14 protein-coding genes are annotated in these 18,297 nt (G+C 45.6%); 13 read left to right on the top strand and 1 reads right to left on the bottom strand.

Features of this window, described 5'->3' with window-relative positions; translation table 11 throughout:
- Positions 1–15 precede the first annotated feature (15 nt).
- Positions 16–1,857: an outer membrane assembly protein AsmA gene (asmA, locus tag EAH77_RS00950; RefSeq protein ID WP_140469938.1), complete on the top strand. Its 1,842-nt coding sequence runs from the start codon at positions 16–18 to the stop codon at positions 1,855–1,857.
- Positions 1,858–1,955: 98 nt separating this feature from the next.
- Here asmA and EAH77_RS00945 read toward each other — a convergent pair whose 3' ends face one another.
- The gene (locus EAH77_RS00945; RefSeq protein ID WP_140469937.1) at positions 1,956–3,539 is read right to left on the bottom strand and encodes a TerC family protein; all 1,584 of its coding nucleotides are present in this window, start codon (positions 3,537–3,539) and stop codon (positions 1,956–1,958) included.
- Between the two features lie 459 nt (positions 3,540–3,998).
- Here EAH77_RS00945 and galU point away from each other — a divergent pair, with 459 nt between their 5' ends.
- From galU to EAH77_RS00885, 12 genes are all read left to right on the top strand, one after another.
- The gene (gene galU / locus EAH77_RS00940) at positions 3,999–4,886 is read left to right on the top strand and encodes a UTP--glucose-1-phosphate uridylyltransferase GalU (protein ID WP_140469936.1); all 888 of its coding nucleotides are present in this window, start codon (positions 3,999–4,001) and stop codon (positions 4,884–4,886) included.
- A 488-nt stretch (positions 4,887–5,374) separates the two neighbouring features.
- The gene (locus EAH77_RS00935; RefSeq protein ID WP_140469935.1) at positions 5,375–6,787 is read left to right on the top strand and encodes a mannose-1-phosphate guanylyltransferase/mannose-6-phosphate isomerase; all 1,413 of its coding nucleotides are present in this window, start codon (positions 5,375–5,377) and stop codon (positions 6,785–6,787) included.
- Between the two features lie 17 nt (positions 6,788–6,804).
- A complete protein-coding gene (locus EAH77_RS00930; protein WP_140469934.1) occupies positions 6,805–8,175 on the top strand; it encodes a phosphomannomutase CpsG in 1,371 nt (456 codons plus the stop codon).
- A gap of 230 nt (positions 8,176–8,405) precedes the next feature.
- Complete coding sequence (locus tag EAH77_RS00925; protein WP_140469933.1) at positions 8,406–9,254, top strand: ABC transporter permease; 849 nt, start codon at positions 8,406–8,408, stop codon at positions 9,252–9,254.
- Positions 9,255–9,258: 4 nt separating this feature from the next.
- Positions 9,259–10,011: an ABC transporter ATP-binding protein gene (locus tag EAH77_RS00920; RefSeq protein WP_140469932.1), complete on the top strand. Its 753-nt coding sequence runs from the start codon at positions 9,259–9,261 to the stop codon at positions 10,009–10,011.
- Positions 9,983–11,392 (top strand): phenylacetate--CoA ligase family protein, encoded by a 1,410-nt coding sequence (locus EAH77_RS00915; protein ID WP_241673367.1) that lies wholly within the window; start codon positions 9,983–9,985, stop codon positions 11,390–11,392. The genes EAH77_RS00920 and EAH77_RS00915 overlap by 29 nt, the downstream gene beginning before the upstream one ends.
- Complete coding sequence (locus EAH77_RS00910) at positions 11,389–12,951, top strand: polysaccharide deacetylase family protein (protein ID WP_140469931.1); 1,563 nt, start codon at positions 11,389–11,391, stop codon at positions 12,949–12,951. The genes EAH77_RS00915 and EAH77_RS00910 overlap by 4 nt, the downstream gene beginning before the upstream one ends.
- Complete coding sequence (gene wecB / locus EAH77_RS00905; RefSeq protein WP_140469930.1) at positions 12,948–14,075, top strand: non-hydrolyzing UDP-N-acetylglucosamine 2-epimerase; 1,128 nt, start codon at positions 12,948–12,950, stop codon at positions 14,073–14,075. Before EAH77_RS00910 ends, wecB begins: the two co-directional genes overlap by 4 nt.
- The gene (locus EAH77_RS00900; RefSeq protein WP_140469929.1) at positions 14,068–15,276 is read left to right on the top strand and encodes a glycosyltransferase; all 1,209 of its coding nucleotides are present in this window, start codon (positions 14,068–14,070) and stop codon (positions 15,274–15,276) included. Before wecB ends, EAH77_RS00900 begins: the two co-directional genes overlap by 8 nt.
- The gene (locus EAH77_RS00895) at positions 15,273–16,457 is read left to right on the top strand and encodes a glycosyltransferase (RefSeq protein WP_140469928.1); all 1,185 of its coding nucleotides are present in this window, start codon (positions 15,273–15,275) and stop codon (positions 16,455–16,457) included. Before EAH77_RS00900 ends, EAH77_RS00895 begins: the two co-directional genes overlap by 4 nt.
- 38 nt (positions 16,458–16,495) lie before the next feature.
- On the top strand, positions 16,496–17,101 hold the full coding sequence (locus tag EAH77_RS00890) for a histidine phosphatase family protein (RefSeq protein ID WP_140469927.1): 606 nt from the start codon (positions 16,496–16,498) through the stop codon (positions 17,099–17,101).
- Positions 17,098–18,054, top strand: coding sequence for a glycosyltransferase family 4 protein (locus EAH77_RS00885; RefSeq protein ID WP_140469926.1), 957 nt, complete (start codon positions 17,098–17,100; stop codon positions 18,052–18,054). The genes EAH77_RS00890 and EAH77_RS00885 overlap by 4 nt, the downstream gene beginning before the upstream one ends.
- Positions 18,055–18,297 lie beyond the last annotated feature (243 nt).

The following is an 18,297-nucleotide window of genomic DNA, read 5'->3' as shown; positions in this document are numbered from 1 at the left end:
TGACAAGAGGAAGGCATGAGAAGACTACTGACAACGCTGGTGATCCTGCTGGTGGTAATAATTGCCGGTATGACGTCGCTGGTATTTTTAATTAACCCAAATGATTTCCGTGAGTATATGGCGGACCGGGTTGAACAAAAAAGCGGTTATCAACTTACCATTGATGGTGATTTACGTTGGCACGTCTGGCCACAGCTAAGCATCATTGCTGGGAAGACTTCCCTGACCGCACCAGGGGCCAAAGCACCGGTAGTCACTGCAGAGAATATGCGTCTCGACGTAAAACTTTGGCCACTCTTGTCGCACCAACTGGCGGTTCGTCAGGTGATGCTGAAAAACGCCGTGATCCGCCTGACCCCGGACAGCGAGGCTAATGTGCCGGATGCGCCCGTCGCTCCTTCTTCTTATGCACAGCCACCTAGCGAACTGGATGCCGGGTGGAAGTTTGATATTGATAAGATCAGCGTAGCCGACAGCCTTCTCATCTGGCAGCGCGGTGCTGACGACCAGATTAACGTGCGGGATTTAAACCTGCAGCTAGAACAGAACGCCCACCATCAGGCGACGCTGGAACTTTCCAGCCGGATTAACCGTAATCAACGCGACCTCGCATTTTCGCTTGCTGCCGATCTGGACATGCAGAAATTTCCCGAACAGTTTTCCGCCAATGTCAGCAAATTCAACTATCAGTTGAATGGTGCCGATATCCCGGCCAACGGCATTCAGGGCGGCGGCACAATGCAGGCCAGTTACCAGAATGACAGCCAGCGCCTGGTATTAAGCCAGTTGGCATTAACCGCCAATGATAACCAACTCAGCGGCACGGCGGCGGCCACGCTTTCAGGCACGTCGGACTACCAGATCAACCTGAATGCCGAGAAATTGGATCTCGATGCACTGTCTGGCTGGCAGGCGAAAACGCCGGATCAGTCCACTCAGGCTTCTCAGGCTGTCACTTCTGCACCGGTGATTGCTCGTGATATTAGTAAGGAGACCAATAATTTCAGCATACTCACCAGTTTCAATGCCAATCTGGACCTTAAAGTCGCTGATCTGACTTACCGTGGTTTGAAAATCCAGGAATTCAACTTGCTGGCTGAAAATCATCTGGGCAAGGTCAACCTGAAAACGCTCAGCGGTAAGATGGCACCTGGTGACTTCTCACTTCCAGGTTCCCTGGACGCCACACAGACTCCGGTGTTAATCAGCCTTAAGCCAGTGGTTCATAATATTGAACTTAGCCAGCTGTTGATTGCATACAATTTGCCTCAAGTGCTTTCCGGCAGTTTCTCGATGGAGGGGGCCGTGTCGGGGTTGGGAGTCTCTACGGCAGATTTCAGCGAAAACTGGCGTGGCAGTGCACAGTTGTCGATGGAAAATGCCCGTCTGAATGGAATGAATATTCAGCAGCTTGTCCAACAGGCCATAACACGTAATAACAACAGCGTGCAGGGGCTTGAACGTTATGAGCACTACACTGCTGTCAAGACATTGCAGGCGCAGGGGGAACTGGCCGAGGGGACGTTACAGCTCTCTAACCTCACGGCTGACTCCGAAATGCTCGCCGCCAAAGGCGAGGGCAGCGTGAACTTCCCTGACAGCCAGTGTGATATGAATTTGAACGTGCGCGTGACAGGTGGCTGGACAGGAAATAGCGGTTTGATTTCACGTCTGCAAAACACCGATATTCCGCTGCGGGTCTATGGTCCCTGGACACAGTTAAATTATCAGTTGCAAGTCGACCAGGTGCTGCGAAGCCAGTTGCAAAACGAAGCCAAAAGCGCCATTCAAAATTGGGTCGACAAGAACAAAGGCAACAAAGAAGGTAAAGATCTCAAATCATTGATCAGTAGATAGCGGTTCGCGAGAGCTGTTACTTGCTGCATAAAAAACGGGGCCTGGTCAGTGACTGAGGCCCCGTTTTTTATCACGGCTTTAGGCTGGCTGAGAGGGCATCAAATCTCATAGTTTTCATTTGCCTGTGGCGACAGTGGTGTGATTTTCACTTTCAAAATGCGATGGCTACTGACTTCTAAAGGTTCAAACAGATAATTATCAATATGTAACCGGGCACCGACCTGAGGGATGTTCTGTGCGTACTCCATCAGCAGACCCGCCAGCGTATGATATTCACGTTTTTCCTCTATCGGTAATGGCAGATACATCACTAAATCCTCCAGAGGCATATACCCATTGGCTATCCAACTGCCATCTTCCAACTGTTGAATGTCGTGACGCGCATCGGGTGTTTCATCGGTTTCCGGGAGATTTCCTGCGATGGTCTCCATTACGTCTGTCAGTGTCACAATGCCTTCGACTGAACCAAATTCGTCGACAACAAAAGCAAAGTGAGTTTTGGCCTGGCGGAACTGTTCCAGTGCTTTGAGTAGCGAGAGCTGTTCAGGGAAAATTAACGGCTGGCGAATCAGGGCCTTAAGGTCGAGTTCATTTTGCAGCAACTGCTGCTTAAGCAGGTCAACGACATGCACCACACCCAGTGGTTCATCGGTCGAGCTGTCTTCCGTCACCAAAATACGCGTGTGCTGATTATTAGCAATTTGCTGCACTAGCACCTCTGGCGGGTCATTTAACTCCAAATTATCAACGTCATGGCGCGAGGTCATAATACTGCTGACCGTCCGCTGAGCGAGACCAAGAACACGTTCAATCATGTTGCGCTCTTGCTGGTTAAAAATCGCCTCTCCCTCGCTGTCGGCAATCAAGCCAGATGAGTGGGGGTCCATCTCTGCCTCTTCATGTTTACCCCTCAATACGCGCAGAACTGTTTCTGCTGTTCTTTCACGCAATGAGCGACGGGAAGAGAGAAAGCGCCGGCGATTAAAGTGTGCCAGTTGGTTAAGCGCTTCAATAATCACGGAGAAGCCAATGGCTGCGTAGAGATAGCCTTTCGGAATGTTGTAGCCGAAGCCCTCAGCGACCAAACTGAACCCAATCATCAGCAGGAAACTCAGGCAGAGAATGACAATAGTCGGGTGCTCATTCACAAACCTTGTCAATGGGCGGCTGGCCAGTAGCATCAGCGCGATAGCAATACAGACTGCGGCCATCATGACCGCCAGGTGTTCAACCATGCCGACGGCGGTGATCACCGAGTCGAGTGAGAAGACGGCATCCAAAACGACAATTTGCGCCACAACCGGCCAGAACTTAGCGCCGGAGTGCTGATTACGCTGTTCTTCATCTTTACCTTCGAGCCTCTCGTTCAGCTCCATGGTGGCTTTGAACAACAGGAAAATCCCCCCGATCAACATGATGATGTCGCGGGCGCTGAAAGGTTGACTGAAAAGGGTGACCAGAGGACGGGTCAATGTTGAGAGCCAGGAGATACAGGCCAGCAGGACTAAGCGCATAACCAGGGCGAGAAGCAGGCCGGTTACTCTGGCTTTGTCTCGCTGATGACGCGGAAGTTTCTCAGCAAGAATGGCGATAAAAATCAGATTGTCGATACCCAGAACAATTTCCAAAATTACCAGGGTAGCCAGCCCGGCCCAAATTGACGGATCGGCGATCCATTCCATATTACCTATTTCACCTTGAGTTGTACGACAGTTGTCGCACGTAAATAATGGTCGCCAGCGGATGAAAATTCAAATTTAAATCAGCCGCCTAGCCAGTTGAGGGTAGAGAGTCTCTGAGGGATTATAGCCCGAAACGCGGCTTTCTTAAAAATGGCTCAGAAAGCAACAAATTTTGATTATAAAAACCACGAAAGCGGGAAACATTCTTAATTTTAAGTCTTTAGCTTAACGTTTATGTGTGCTTGCTGGTATCGTATTACCCAGTGTGGGGTTAAAGATACTTGGCTAGACGCGCTACTCGCTCTACCATATGGGCCTAAAGGTCTATACTGGAAGAAGAGTAATTAGCGCTGAAAAAGAAATTGTTTAAACAACTTCAGTACAGTGAGCTACCTGGCATTTTCGATACTATAACTGGCTGAATTTTCGAACTATTGGTTTCAAGGAGTATCCTTTACAATGTTAAAAGCTGTTATCCCTGTTGCCGGTCTTGGCACCCGTATGTTGCCTGCGACGAAAGCGATTCCTAAAGAAATGTTGCCTATCGTTGATAAGCCATTGATTCAGTACATCGTTAACGAATGTGCTGCAGCCGGTATCAAAGAAATCATCCTGGTGACTCACTCCTCCAAAAATGCGATTGAAAACCACTTCGATACATCATTCGAACTTGAAAGCATGCTGGAATCCCGCGTTAAGCGCCAGTTGCTGGAAGAAGTCCAGTCAATCTGCCCGAAAGGCGTGACGATCATGAACGTGCGTCAGGGCCAGTCCAAAGGTCTGGGCCATGCCGTACTCTGCGCTAAACCGTTGATCGGCAATGCACCTTTTGTTGTTATCTTGCCGGACGTCCTGATGGATGATTCCACCAGCGATCTTGGCAAGGATAATCTCGCTGCCATGCTGGCCCGCTTCAAAGAAACTGGCAACAGCCAGGTTATGGTTGAAGAAGTGCCTGAAGAAGACGTATCTAAATATGGCGTAGTTGACTGTAATGGTGTTGAAGGTGAGCCGGGCAAAAGTACGCCAATGACCGCAATCGTTGAAAAACCTGAGCAGAAAGATGCGCCATCAAATCTGGCAGTAGTAGGGCGCTATGTCTTCTCCGAAGATATCTGGCCACTGTTGGCGATAACCCCTTACGGTGCGGGTAACGAAATTCAACTGACAGATGCTATTGCATTGTTGATGAAGAAGAAAACCGTCGAAGCCTTCACGATGACAGGCCGCTCGCACGATTGTGGCGATAAATTAGGCTACATGAAGGCGTTCGTTGAGTATGGTGTTCGTCATCCTACGCAGGGAGCAGCGTTTGAGACTTGGTTGAAAGAGTTTGCTAAACAGTAATTGTTATCAATAATGATGATTAACTAAATTATTCAGATTAAATTCTACGAAAGGCACTGTTAATCGGTGCTTTTTTCTTTTGGTTAAAGAAATACAAATGTTTTTTTAGGGGGGGATTTTCACTCTTAATCTCACTCTGGTGTAGCAGATGTCCATTTTAAACCCCTTGCTCATATTTCAAGCACAAAGGGAACTCCGAGAATTATCTGGAAGAAAAAAAATGGACAGAGTGATAGTATAAGCAGCGTCAATATTAGAACTAATAAAGGACTGAAGCTGTAATGGTTCATGGTTTTGAGAGTCGCATTACTTTCGAAAGCAGATATATTCCGATGCAGTTTTATCAAAATTTACACAACAAATTTTTTACAAGCACTTTGGTAGCAGTAAGCCAAGGGCGGTAGCATACCTGTCATTTGATGGGGTGTTTTTATATTGTTGTTTTATAAGGCTTTATTTCTAGCGATAAGATATTTTGAGGAACCAAAATGTTACTTCCAGTAATAATGGCAGGTGGTACAGGCAGTCGTTTATGGCCGATGTCAAGAGAGTTGTATCCAAAACAGTTCTTACGCTTGCACAGTACCAACTCCATGTTACAAGAAACGCTATTGCGTCTTGATGACTTAGAAGTGAGAGAACCTGTCGTTATTTGTAATGAAGAGCACCGTTTCCTGGTTGCAGAGCAGTTACGTGAAATCCAAAAATTATCTAATAATATAATATTAGAACCCGTTGGCCGTAATACTGCACCAGCCATTGCTCTGGCTGCCTTAAACGCAATTAAAGAAGGTGATGACCCGATCATGCTGGTCCTTGCAGCAGATCATGTTATCAATAATGTTAAGGAGTTCCATCGGGCTATTGCTAAAGCAATTCCATTTGCATCCGCTGATAAATTAGTCACCTTTGGGATCGTTCCGGCGGGAGCAGAAACCGGTTACGGTTACATACAGCGCGGTGAACATATTGGTACACATAATGAAGGGTACCAGGTTAAGTGTTTTGTTGAAAAGCCCAATAAAGAAACTGCCGAGCAATATATTTCATCTGGTGATTATTACTGGAACAGCGGTATGTTTATGTTCCGTGCCAACAAATATCTTCAGGAGTTGGAAAAATTTAGGCCGGATATTTTAGAAGCCTGTGAAAATGCTCTTAGCAGCCAAATAAATAATTCGGATTTTATTTCCATTGATAAAGATATTTTTTCATCTTGTCCGGATGAATCCATCGATTATGCCGTTATGGAAAAAACCAACGATGGTATGGTCGTGCCATTAGATGCTGATTGGAGCGATGTGGGCTCTTGGTCTGCTCTATGGGAAGTGAATAGTAAAGACAGTAATGATAATGCAGTGACCGGAGATGTGTTCTTACACAATACCGATAATTGTTATGTCAATACAGATGAAAAACTCATCGCCGCTGTTGGCGTTAAAAACTTAGTTATAGTCAATACTAAAGATGCTGTATTGGTCATCGATAAGTCACAGGTACAGGACGTTAAGCGGGTTGTTGAATACTTGAAAGCCAATGAAAGAAGTGAATACCGCCATCACCGTGATATTTATCGGCCTTGGGGACGTTGCGATGCAGTAGTGGCTGAAAAACGCTTCAATGTTAACCGCGTAACTGTCATCCCTGGAGGATCTTTCTCATTACAAATGCATCATCACCGCGCCGAGCATTGGATAATTTTGGCAGGAACGGCCAAAGTAACAATTGGTGATAAGACATTCTTACTTACTGAAAATCAGTCAACCTTTATTCCTATTGGATCTGTTCACATGTTAGAGAATCCTGGAAAAATTCCTTTGGAATTGCTTGAAGTTAGATCTGGTTCTTATTTGGGCAATGATGATGTTGTTCGTATTCAAGATCAATACGGCCGTAACTGAGTCTAAGGATATTTTAAATGGATACTTTAACTTGTTTTAAAGCTTATGACATTCGCGGCAAATTAGGTGCAGAATTAAACACCGATATTGCCTATCGTATTGGTCGAGCCTTTGGTGAATATTTTAAGCCTAAAAAAGTTGTATTAGGCGGCGATGTAAGACTGACGAGCGAAGAACTTAAGATGGCTTTGGCTGAAGGGTTAATGGATGCCGGGGCTGATGTCTTGGATATTGGCATGTCAGGCACTGAAGAAATTTACTTTGCTACTTTTCATCTGGGAATTGATGGGGGTATTGAAGTCACTGCCAGCCATAACCCAATGGATTATAATGGGATGAAACTGGTACGTGAAGGTGCCAGACCTGTCAGTAGCGATACAGGTTTAAACGAAATAAAAAGATTAGCTGAAGAAAATAATTTTAGCAGCGATATAAATACTAAAGGTTCTTACTCGAAAATATCTGTTTTGAAAGAGTATGTTGACCATTTAATGAGTTATGTTGACTTTGATAATTTTAAAAGCAAGTTGAGGGTAGTTATCAACTCTGGTAATGGTGCCGCTGGACATGTAATCGATGAGATTGAAAAGCGTTTTAAAGCCGGCAAAGCACCTGTAGAGTTTGTAAAAATTCATCATGATGCTGATGGAAATTTCCCGAACGGTATTCCTAATCCACTTTTACCTGAGTGCCGTGCAGATACCTCAAATGCCGTTAATAAATTCTCGGCTGATATGGGTATAGCATTTGACGGCGATTTTGACAGATGCTTTATGTTCGATGATCAAGCCAATTTTATCGAAGGATATTATATTGTAGGTTTGCTGGCTGAAGCATTTTTACAAAAAGAGTCAGGCGCCAAAATCATCCATGACCCTCGACTTTCCTGGAATACAATTGATATTGTAGATAAATTAAATGGTATTCCTATAATGTCAAAAACAGGGCATGCCTTTATTAAAGAGAGAATGCGAAAAGAAGATGCTATCTATGGTGGTGAAATGAGTGCTCATCATTACTTTAGAGACTTTGCCTATTGTGACAGCGGCATGATCCCATGGTTGCTGGTTATTGAACTTATCTCCTCTAAGAACACGACCTTATCGAAACTCGTTAGCGCAGCCATGCAGGCCTATCCTTGCAGTGGTGAAATCAACTATAGAGTTACCGATGCGCAAGCTATTCTCGCAAGAATAGAGAATGAATTTAATACTGATGCTGTATCTATTGATTTTACTGATGGATTAAGTATTGATATGCCAGAATGGCGTTTGAACGTACGCACTTCTAATACTGAGCCGCTCCTGCGCCTGAATATTGAGAGCCGAGGCCAGCCTGAATTAGTATGGGATAAAGTTGCTGAAGTTGAACGTTTGATAAAGATGTAAATATTTTTTATAGTTATTGGAAATAATGTCGAAATATTGCTTTTTTGTCGTTAGTGAGAGGTTTTTCTGTATAACCTCTATAGTTCTGTAAATGTGCTGTGAACCACTTTAGATAAAGAAGAAGGAAGGGACGAGATTTAATCACTCCCTTCCTTGTGGCGTAAAGCTAGTCAGCCCTCAATGTCGATCTTATAGGAACTTGTTTTATTTATCTTGAAGGCAATTACGAAATGAATCCCAACATCTCTGATTTGACGCATGAGACGACCAAAACAAATAGCGCTCCCTCTGGTTGGAAAGAGCATAACGGTAAAACCGATCTGCTTGAGGGTATCAGGGCATATCATGTCTGGTTGATTTGGGGGTGGCACGATATCCGTCAGCGCTATCGCCGATCTGTTCTGGGGCCTTTCTGGTTTACACTCACGACGCTGATAATGGTAGGAGCCTTAGGTTTCCTTTATTCAGAGCTTCTGGGGCAGGACATTTCTACCTACTTACCCTATCTGGGGGTCGGGCTGGTTGTGTGGCAGTTTATAAGTACCGCAGCTAATGAGGGGTGCATTAGCTTGATAGGGTCTGCCCATATCATTAAGCAGGTACGTATGCCACTCACTACTCATGTCTGTCGCATGGCTTGGCGTAACTTTATCATCCTGTTGCATAGCTTACCTGTCGTCATTTTATTTATGCTCCTTTTTGGGCATATGGTGACATTTGAAATACTTTGGATTATCCCTGGTTTATTTATCGTATTGCTTAACGCTGTATGGTCGGGCGTCGTTTTCGGTATTCTTTGTGCACGTTTCCGGGATGTCGCACCAATAATCGGTAGTCTTTTCCAGGTTTGCTTTTTTGTTACACCTGTTATGTGGCAGACCTCAGCGCTTAAAGGTCGCGCCTGGATAGCTGACTTTAACCCTTTTTATCACCTGATTGAGATTGTACGCGCGCCTATTTTAGGCAGCCCTGTACCGCTTATATCCTGGGCATCTAGCATTGCATTACTGATCGTTGGTTTTGCTTTTGCTCAGTATCTGATGATTCGCTACCGCGACCGTGTAGCCTACTGGTTGTAATATTATGCAAACACATATTCGTGCCGAAAAACTCTGTGTTGAGTTCCCCATTTTTGATAACTCACATCGTTCGCTTAAAAACACTGTCATGCATCTCACAACCGGTGGTCGCATAGGGGTTAATGTTGGTAAACACCCTATAGTGCGTGCACTTAACGAGATAGATTTTGATATTCGTGAAGGAGACCGAGTTGGTCTGAGTGGTCACAATGGCTCAGGTAAAACGACTCTTTTACGTGTGCTTTCAGGTGTCTATGCACCTGTATATGGGAAGCTCTCTATACACGGGCGCATAGCTTCGTTACTCGATGTTTCAACCGGGATTGATCCAGATGCTTCCGGTTTTGAAAATATCTATTTACGCGGTATTACGGATGGCCTTAAACCCGCACATATTCGCAGTAAAATTGATGAAATTGCTGATTTCACAGGTTTAGGCGATTATCTCAATTTACCTGTACGTACTTATTCCAGTGGGATGCAGTTACGTCTGGCATTTGCTATTTCAACCAGCGTAGATGCCGAAATTTTGATTATGGATGAATGGCTAAGCGTTGGTGATGCTGAATTTAGCGCCAAAGCGGCCACGCGTCTGGATTCTTTAGTCAGTAAGGCCTCGATTCTGGTTTTAGCCTCACACTCCCCTGATCTTATTGCCCGGGTTTGTAATCGCAAAATCCATCTTGAACACGGCGTTATTGTCAGCGATGAAAACCTGGATACCGTGGATGGCGGGGGTAATTTTGAAGCTATCTGATATAAAGATCTCTTCACAGCACCCTTTGATTCTCGCCTCTGAGCGACTGTTCTCTGTGCAACCTTTTAGTTTTATTAAAGGTTTGGTAAGCGCGAATATCGCTTACCCCCTTGCAGAGAAACATGAGAAGCGCCAAATCAGAGAAAAAGTGCATGCACTGCGGCGTCATTATCGTCAGCCTTTTGCTCAGCGTTTAGAGCAGGCTAAAGCAGCGCTAGTGGATACATTGCAGTTTGCTGGTAAGGAAGTACCGTACTACCGTGAACTCTTTGCCGCGACAGGTTTCAATCCAGATTCTGTTGCCCATGATGTGCGATATTTACAAGATTTGCCCTTATTGACCAAAGATATCATTCGTGAACAAGGGGAACGTCTCTATTCGCGCTCCCTGAATGACGTGCGTCATCATATGTGTAAAACCGGTGGTTCCACCGGCTTATCCTGCCATATTGCTTACGATCAACCGGCAGCTGACTGGTCGGCTGCTGTTACGCTTTTTGCCCGTGAGTCCGCAGGTAATACTAAACGCCGTTCAGAGCTACATTTCGCATGTCGTTTCCCTGATATGGTTGATCCGGGCTGGCCAACGCTCGAAGATTTTAAATGCTTTGCCATGAATCGCAGCAATATCTTCTTCGATAGGTTAGATGATGTGGGGCTGGCCGAAATCTGGCAAACGCTTAAGCGCCGCAAGCCTTATATGGTTCACGCACATCCGTCCACGATTTACGCATTAGCATGTTACATAGAGCGTGAGTTTGGCAGTGCGAAAAGTTTTGAAGTCTTTGAGTCGAGTGGTGAATTGCTTGAACCTCATATGCGCGAAACCATCTCCCGCTGTCTTGGGGTACGGGTTGTCGATCGTTATGGGCTGGCTGAGCTGGGAGTCATGGCTTATGAGCTCTACGGGAACGAAAACGGGTTACAAGTTCTTGATTCGGAAGGATGGCCTGAAGGGCATGTCAATCAATCCGGCGAGCATGAACTAGTATTTACCGGGTTTCATAACCGACTGATGCCTCTTATTCGTTATACCACCGGCGACTTAGCACGCGTTGAGCAACGTGAGGATGGTTTTTATCTGGCCGACGTCACCGGACGTATTCATGACATTATCCATTTAGATGGCGTTGCTTACCCAACGCATACCATTCAGGATATGCTTGATTACCGAGTCGGTGGCATTCAGGAGTTTCAAATCGATATGCGTGGGGTACAACCTATTATGCGTATTGTTCCTGAGCCTCATGCTGAATTAGCCCAAATCGTTTCTAAAATCGAGAGCTATTGGCCTAACGCAATGAAAGTAGAATTTGTTGGGCATGATGACTTTATCCGTGTTGGTCATCGTGCCAAATTTCGCCATGTGGTGACTGCATGATAGGTACTCTCTATAGTTGGCCAGATCGTTATACGGGTGAACTGGTGCTTGCGGCTATTCGTCGTTCTGTAAGCACTTCCGGTGCCAGTGCGATCGCTTCCGGCGACCTGACGCAAACGAATTTTCTTTTAGCGATTAATCCTGATGAAGCGCTTGGAAAAGAGCTGCTTGCATGGCTGAGTGTAGGAAAGCGCAAGCTTATCCTTTTTGGGCGGCTTCCTGATTGCTTGTTAAATCACTTTGGTATCACTTTAAAGGCATTGCCCGAACCTACCGATCACTGGGCTCGTAGTTCAGCAGCGAAGAGTGGCCAATATGCCGAAAGTAGAGCATCAATTCGTTACCTCTCTTCTGCCCCTCTACTTGAGTCACAGGATTGGCATCGTGCTCTAGAGCGTTTTGATTTCACCGATGAGTGGAACAATCTTGGGTTTGGAGCTGTTCGTGCAGAAGGTTCTATCTGGAGCATCGCAGCAGGCCTTCGGGCACCAGACTCTGCCGAAGTTGCCAATATTCAGCTTGATGGGCAGGTCCTTGCCACTTATTGCGCGCTCTTTGATGAGCGGGAAACCAGTGTTCTTTGGGTTAACCGTGAGGTTGGCCTTATTGACTCTTTTGAATGGCGACTGATTGAGACATTTATTAGCAACTGGCGCTATGAAACGTTACCGTGCCAGCCGGTATTGAGCGAAATCCCTTTTGGCCATGATGCTGCTATTACCATGCGACTCGATTGTGATGAAGACATCGCGTCAGCGAAACCGCTCTGGCAGACCTATTGTGAAGCCGGTGTGCCACTTTCGTTAGCGCTTCATACCAATAACTTACCTAATGAAAACCATGCCGAGTTTTTACAGACGTTTATCGCAGCGGGTGGTGCAATCTTGTCTCATACTGCCACCCACGCCCCCAATTGGGGCGGAAGCTATGAGGCAGCCCATTGGGAAGGCGTTGAATCGCGAGATAAAATTGAGAAAGTGACCGGGATACGTGTGAATTATGCGGTCTCTCCTTTCCATCAGTCACCTGACTATGCCCTGGCGGCTCTTTGCGACGCCGGTTATCTGGGCTGCATTGGTGGCATTATACGCAATGACCCCGAATTTTTGATCGCCCGGGGCGGGGAGTTGGCTCACCTACCACGAGGTTTTGTCGGTCACTCTCAACAAAGTATGATGCATGGTGATTGTATGTTGGCTAACGGCGACCCTCTGGCGATTTTCAAGCAATCCTTTGATCGTGCATCGGAAACCCGGACGCTCTTTGGCTATCTTGATCATCCTTTCTCTAATAGATATCAGTATGGTTGGTCGGATGAGGAAAGCCGTGCTGCTGCGCATAAAGATTTTATTACGTACATTCGCGAGAAGTCAGCGCAACCTCTCTTTTTAGATGAGTGCCAGGCCCTTGATTTTCTGCGTTCCCGTGCTGCGATTCAATTTAGTCGTGAGGGGAATACATGGATTGCCAGTGTCCCTCAGACAAGTAATGGTCTTAGATTTGCGGCAGAGTTCTGCGGTTCACTATACGAAATTACTGATGGAGTCGTGCTGGTATGAAGATCCTCGTAGCGTTAGGGACTCGACCTGAAGTGATCAAACTCGCTCCAGTGATTCAGGCTTTGCTTGGGCGTGCGGAGGTGCGAATTTGCGCCAGCGGGCAACATCGAGAAATGCTCACTCAGGCTCTGGAGGCGTTTTCTCTGGTACCTGATATTCAACTCGATACCATGAGTCCGGGACGTTCGTTGAATATCCTTGCTTCTCGCCAGCTCAGCGCATTTGATGAGGTTCTTGAACAAGAACAACCTGATTGGGTGGTGGTTCAGGGTGATACGACAACGGCTTTCTGCGCAGGTTTAGCGGCCTTCCATCGAGGCATTCGTGTGGCTCATATTGAAGCTGGCTTACGAACGGGTGATTTGGCAAGCCCGTTTCCGGAAGAGGCCAACCGAAGCTTACTGGCAAGAATTGCCACGCTGCATTGTGCACCAACATCTGCAGCTGCCGCCGCATTACGGTTAGAAAATATTGCTGAAGATGCCATTATTGTGACTGGCAATAGCGTAGTGGACGCCATTTATCAGGCGAGCGAATCCTGGTCAGATGGCAAACCTAAAGCCCTCTCCGCTGAACTTGAAAGCTGGACGGCCGCAGCACCCTATGTATTGCTGACGTGTCATCGACGCGAGAATTTCGGTGCGGTAATGGAAAATATCTGTCATATGATCGCACGCTTATGTGATCGTAATACCGATTTGCGGTGGGTATTTCCTGTTCATCTTAACCCGGCAGTAAGCATCCCGGTTCGGCGGATCCTCGGGCACATCCCTAATCTACTTCTTACCGAGCCGGTTGATTATCATACGAGTCTTTACCTTATTGCGAATGCAAGACTTGTTATATCTGATTCAGGGGGAATTCAGGAGGAAGCACCTACATTTGGGACTCCGGTTGTGGTTATGCGTGAGCACACGGAGCGTATGGAGGGCGTTGAAGCTGGGTTCGCTATATTGGCTGGACAAAACCCTGAACGTATAGAAAAGGCAGTTGATTATTGGCTTACCCATCCAGAGATGGTAGACAAATTGAAAACATTGCCGACTCCTTACGGGGATGGGAAGGCCGCCAAACGAATTGCGGATGCATTGCTTGGGCAGCCGGTGGAGGCGTTTCGTGGTTGAGAGTGTCGATAGGCTATCTGTACCTGAATCCTGCATATTATTTGCTACGGCCGACTGGGATGAACCCTATTGGACGAATAAGCAGCATAGTGCAAAAGCGCTTGCAGATCTTGGAGTAGAGGTTCTCTATGTTGAGAGTGTTGGATTACGCACGCCGAGTGCTGCCAGTACCCGTGACTGGCAGCGCCTGAAAGAACGTCTGACAAAAGGGCTACGCTCGCTTTTTATTGGCGCCCCACAACGGGCACCGCATATTCGTGTACTTTCACCACTGTTGATCCCCGCTGGATATCGCCATCCGTTCACGCGGTGGCTAAATCGTTGGTTACTTCAGGTCACTATCTGGCGCAATCTTCCCCGTAAGATGAAAAATCCGCCTCTGGTCTGGACTTATCATCCTTTTATGCTGGATCTGTTTTCTTCTCTGGAAAACAGTGCACTGCTATATCACTGTGTTGATGATTTATCCGCAGTACCGGGGATCAATGCTGAAGTATTTCGTGATGCAGAAGAGCGTTTGCTTAAACAGGCAGATATCGTCTTTGCCACGGCTCCGGCTCTCGCAGAACGGTGTGGTCAGTTTAACGTTAATACCCATTTTCTTCCTAATGTGGTCGATGCCGGACACTTCGGGAAAGCGTTGGAAAAAGGCAATATCCCTGATGATTTGGCCAGTATTCCCGAGCCAAGATTAGGTTATCATGGCGTACTTTCCGATTTTAAAATTGATTTCCAACTGTTACTCGATTCAGCACGTATGAAGCCTGACTGGCATTGGGTCTTTATTGGTGCAGAACGAGAGGGGCAGAAAAACCTTCTGGTCGCTGAGTTGGCAACATTGCCGAATGTACATTTTTTAGGTTATCGTCCTTATCAGGCTCTTCCCGATTACCTACGTGGTATTCAGGTGGGGTTATTACCTTCTCTTATTAATGACTACACCCGATCGATGTTCCCTATGAAATATTATGAATATCTTGCGGCAGGAGTACCGGTGGTATCTACACCGCTTTCATTTTCTCAATCTAATAATGAGGGGATGCTTACGGCGGATACTGCAACAGGTTTTGTCGACGCGATCGAACAGCAACTTTTGCGAACGCGTTTTAGTCGAGAGGAAGTAGATGTATTAGTCGGAAATAATACGTGGTCGGCAAGGTTGTCTAAAATGCTGGCAGCATTAAATGGTACATCGAAATGATAGTGAACGGTGTTAATTTTTTTGGTCCTTATGAAGCTCGCGATAGTATCGGGCGTGTTGCTACTCTCAATATAGAATGCTTGAAAGCGTCAGGGACTCCTTGCGACATACATCTTCTATCTCGGCCTGGTCCGAAAGAAGTTGTGGATTATGCAAATATTGATGATGATTTAATCGCTTCACTCAAACATAGAGTCAATATTTTTCATTTTAATGCTCGCAGAGTGCCCCTTTATTTTTCTCGCCTTGGCAAAGATTCGTTGAAGGGTTTTTATAACATTGGATTTTGGGTGCACGAAATGCCGACAATACCCAGCCAATGGGCCAGACAATTGGAATTTTTCGACGAAATTTGGACACCTTCATCCTTGTGTCAATCCGCAGTGTCTCTTTCTGCCAATATTCCGGTGGTCAAGATGCCGTATCCTATCGAGGATAATCCTGTCAATCAGCGGATGCTAGAAAGAGCAGCGGGCCAACCTTTTGATGTATTTAATTTTTTAGCCATTTTTGATGTTTTCAGTGATGCAGAAAGAAAGAATCCGCTTTTTGTTATTAGGGCTTTCCTTGAAGCACATGCAGGTAATCCCGCAGTCAGACTAATCATGAAAACTCGCAATCTTGACCAAGACAAGATGCTGGCAGAAAAATTACATCGAATTTCAAATGAGCATAAAAATGTTACTGTGCTTACTGGATACATGGAACCGTCAGAATTGAGAGCTCTTTATGACTCTGCTGATGCATATGTATCTTTGCACCGTGCAGAAGGCTTCGGTCTGACAATATCTGATGCAATGAGTCGTGGTATTCCGGTTCTTGTAACGGGATATTCTGGCAACATGGATTTTTGTAATGGGGCGGATTCCAGACTTGTAGCATATGAGTTAAAAACCGTTGGTCACAACCGTCCTCGCTACCGTCATGATGATGTGTGGGCTGAGCCAGACTTAGATGATGCAATTGAAGCTTTCCGCGATCTTGTACAAAACCATCGCACTTGGGTGAAACGGGCGGCAAGAGCACGCCTTCGCCTGGCACGCGAATTCTCCATCGAGGCCATTGGTAATCTAATGCAAAATCGAATAAATCTTATTGGGAGAAATTTCTTTTTCCCTGATGATATGAACGAACGTCATATTGACTTTGAAGTTGGCGTTAGTAATACCTACGGATTTTGATGCGCTTTCCTATCGATATATTATCTTCGGGTTGAAATATGGAACTTTATTTGCTGAGGCATGGTACGAGCCTTGCTAACGAACGACAGCTAGTTTGCGGTTCATCCGACTATCCATTATCCAGTAAAGGCCTCGAACAGGCATCAAGGGTGTGCGAAGAACTCAAACATATCCCTTTCAGCCGTATTTATTCTTCGCCACTTTCCAGAGCAATTAATACTATCACTGGTCTGGGAGGGGATGTTGTTGTCAGTATTGAAGATCAAATTAAGGAGCTGAATACTGGCGACGTAAGTCATATCACATTGCCTGAACTTTGGGCCAGTGATGAGCGTTTTCGGCAACCCTGGTTATCGGCCGACTTGAGATACCCTGGAGGGGAGACTTTTCGGGAAATGATCGCTCGTATCTCCCAATGGTATAGCAACCATATGAACGGTTGGTCAGATGATGAAAAGATATTGATCGTAGGACATGAAGGTACATTGCGTTCAATCTACCTATACCTAATGTCTCTGGACGTTGCGAACTATCCAAATTTCCCTATCGGGAATTGTGATTACCTCTATTTTGAAATCAGCCGTGAAAAAGTTCTGCGATATGAACATATCAAGCTGAAGAATGTTGAAGGAGAGGTCAATTGAATCGAGTCCTCTTAACGACTTTCCCAGGTGCATTTATGCACGATGGTGGGGGAGAGCGGGAAATACATCTGCTCAATGAAGCTATAAATCGGTCAGGTATGATCTCTGATATTTATGGTCCGACATCCCGTTCGATTAATGCTTATCAGTCTGCGATACATTTTTCAATGGCTGGTGGTTCAGAACATGTTATTTCTTCTGCTGCGGAAAATGGGCTAAAACTAATACTTTGGCCAAACCTTTGGTTTATCGAACCCCCTTCGCTTGCGAGCTTAAATCAGTTGAAAATGTTGTTGAGTTATTTTCATGCTGTGGTTTTCCGGTCCCAGGCAGAAGAAACACACTTTCGGAAATATCTGAATCTTGAAGGTAAGGATATCATACGAGTATATCCTCTTATTTCTCCCAAGTTCTTTCGTAAGAATGTGACGGATGTTTTTAGAGAGTCATATGGTTTGGATTCTTATGCTATATGGACTGGTATTATTGAACCTCAGAAAAACCAGTTGGCTGCTGTACGTGTTTTCAATGAATTAGATGTAGACCTCATTATTTCAGGTGGGATTCGGGATCAACGCTATGCTGATGAGTGCAAGCGGCAGGCCGGTCCTAATATTAAGTTTATACCAGCAATACCTTTTGCCTCCGAGCAGCATCTATCCGCACTGGCTCATAGCCAAATGGTGGTGGAACTGCCTTTCGATTTTCCAGGTGCATCTGCAATTGAATCCGCGGCAATAGGTTCTAAATTGCTTCTTTCGCGGTCGGAATGGACTGAAGAAGTACTAGGGGCTTACTGTACGCAGGTGGACCCTTATAGTGATGAAGAGATCAAAAGTTCTGCTATCCAATTGTTAAAACAACAGAATACTCAGCACTCCTCTCCTCACTCTGAATTTGTGAATATGTTCGATGCGGTTGCACCACTAATGAATTATCTCCAGTCAGTTTAATTTAAGCATATTGATACGTTAAGGTTTTTTGATCGCTGGGGATATCTAGTGGGAAATGCTATTTATAGCATTCTTAGTTCCGCGTGAAAATGGTCAATGTACAAACAGAAAAAGTAATTTCCGTCAAGATGATAATAGCAACCGATAATGCTTACTTTTTTATCTGTATAAATTACATAACATAAGAGTCTTACTGTAATAAGTAATTTACTTTTAATTTTAAATTATTTTAAGGCGAAACAA

The organism is Ewingella americana (genome assembly GCF_006438725.1).
Lineage (GTDB): Bacteria > Pseudomonadota > Gammaproteobacteria > Enterobacterales > Enterobacteriaceae > Ewingella > Ewingella americana_A.
Note: the sequence above shows the minus strand (reverse complement) of the source record. Positions and strands in the feature narration are given on the sequence as shown.

Bases quoted from the DNA above. Each gene is read 5' to 3' on its own strand.
- asmA (WP_140469938.1), top strand. From the start codon at position 16: ATGAGAAGACTACTGACAACGCTGGTGATCCTGCTGGTGGTAATAATT.
- EAH77_RS00945 (WP_140469937.1), bottom strand. From the start codon at position 3,539: ATGGAATGGATCGCCGATCCGTCAATTTGGGCCGGGCTGGCTACCCTG.
- galU (WP_140469936.1), top strand. From the start codon at position 3,999: ATGTTAAAAGCTGTTATCCCTGTTGCCGGTCTTGGCACCCGTATGTTG.
- EAH77_RS00935 (WP_140469935.1), top strand. From the start codon at position 5,375: ATGTTACTTCCAGTAATAATGGCAGGTGGTACAGGCAGTCGTTTATGG.
- EAH77_RS00930 (WP_140469934.1), top strand. From the start codon at position 6,805: ATGGATACTTTAACTTGTTTTAAAGCTTATGACATTCGCGGCAAATTA.
- EAH77_RS00925 (WP_140469933.1), top strand. From the start codon at position 8,406: ATGAATCCCAACATCTCTGATTTGACGCATGAGACGACCAAAACAAAT.
- EAH77_RS00920 (WP_140469932.1), top strand. From the start codon at position 9,259: ATGCAAACACATATTCGTGCCGAAAAACTCTGTGTTGAGTTCCCCATT.
- EAH77_RS00915 (WP_241673367.1), top strand. From the start codon at position 9,983: ATGGCGGGGGTAATTTTGAAGCTATCTGATATAAAGATCTCTTCACAG.
- EAH77_RS00910 (WP_140469931.1), top strand. From the start codon at position 11,389: ATGATAGGTACTCTCTATAGTTGGCCAGATCGTTATACGGGTGAACTG.
- wecB (WP_140469930.1), top strand. From the start codon at position 12,948: ATGAAGATCCTCGTAGCGTTAGGGACTCGACCTGAAGTGATCAAACTC.
- EAH77_RS00895 (WP_140469928.1), top strand. From the start codon at position 15,273: ATGATAGTGAACGGTGTTAATTTTTTTGGTCCTTATGAAGCTCGCGAT.
- EAH77_RS00890 (WP_140469927.1), top strand. From the start codon at position 16,496: ATGGAACTTTATTTGCTGAGGCATGGTACGAGCCTTGCTAACGAACGA.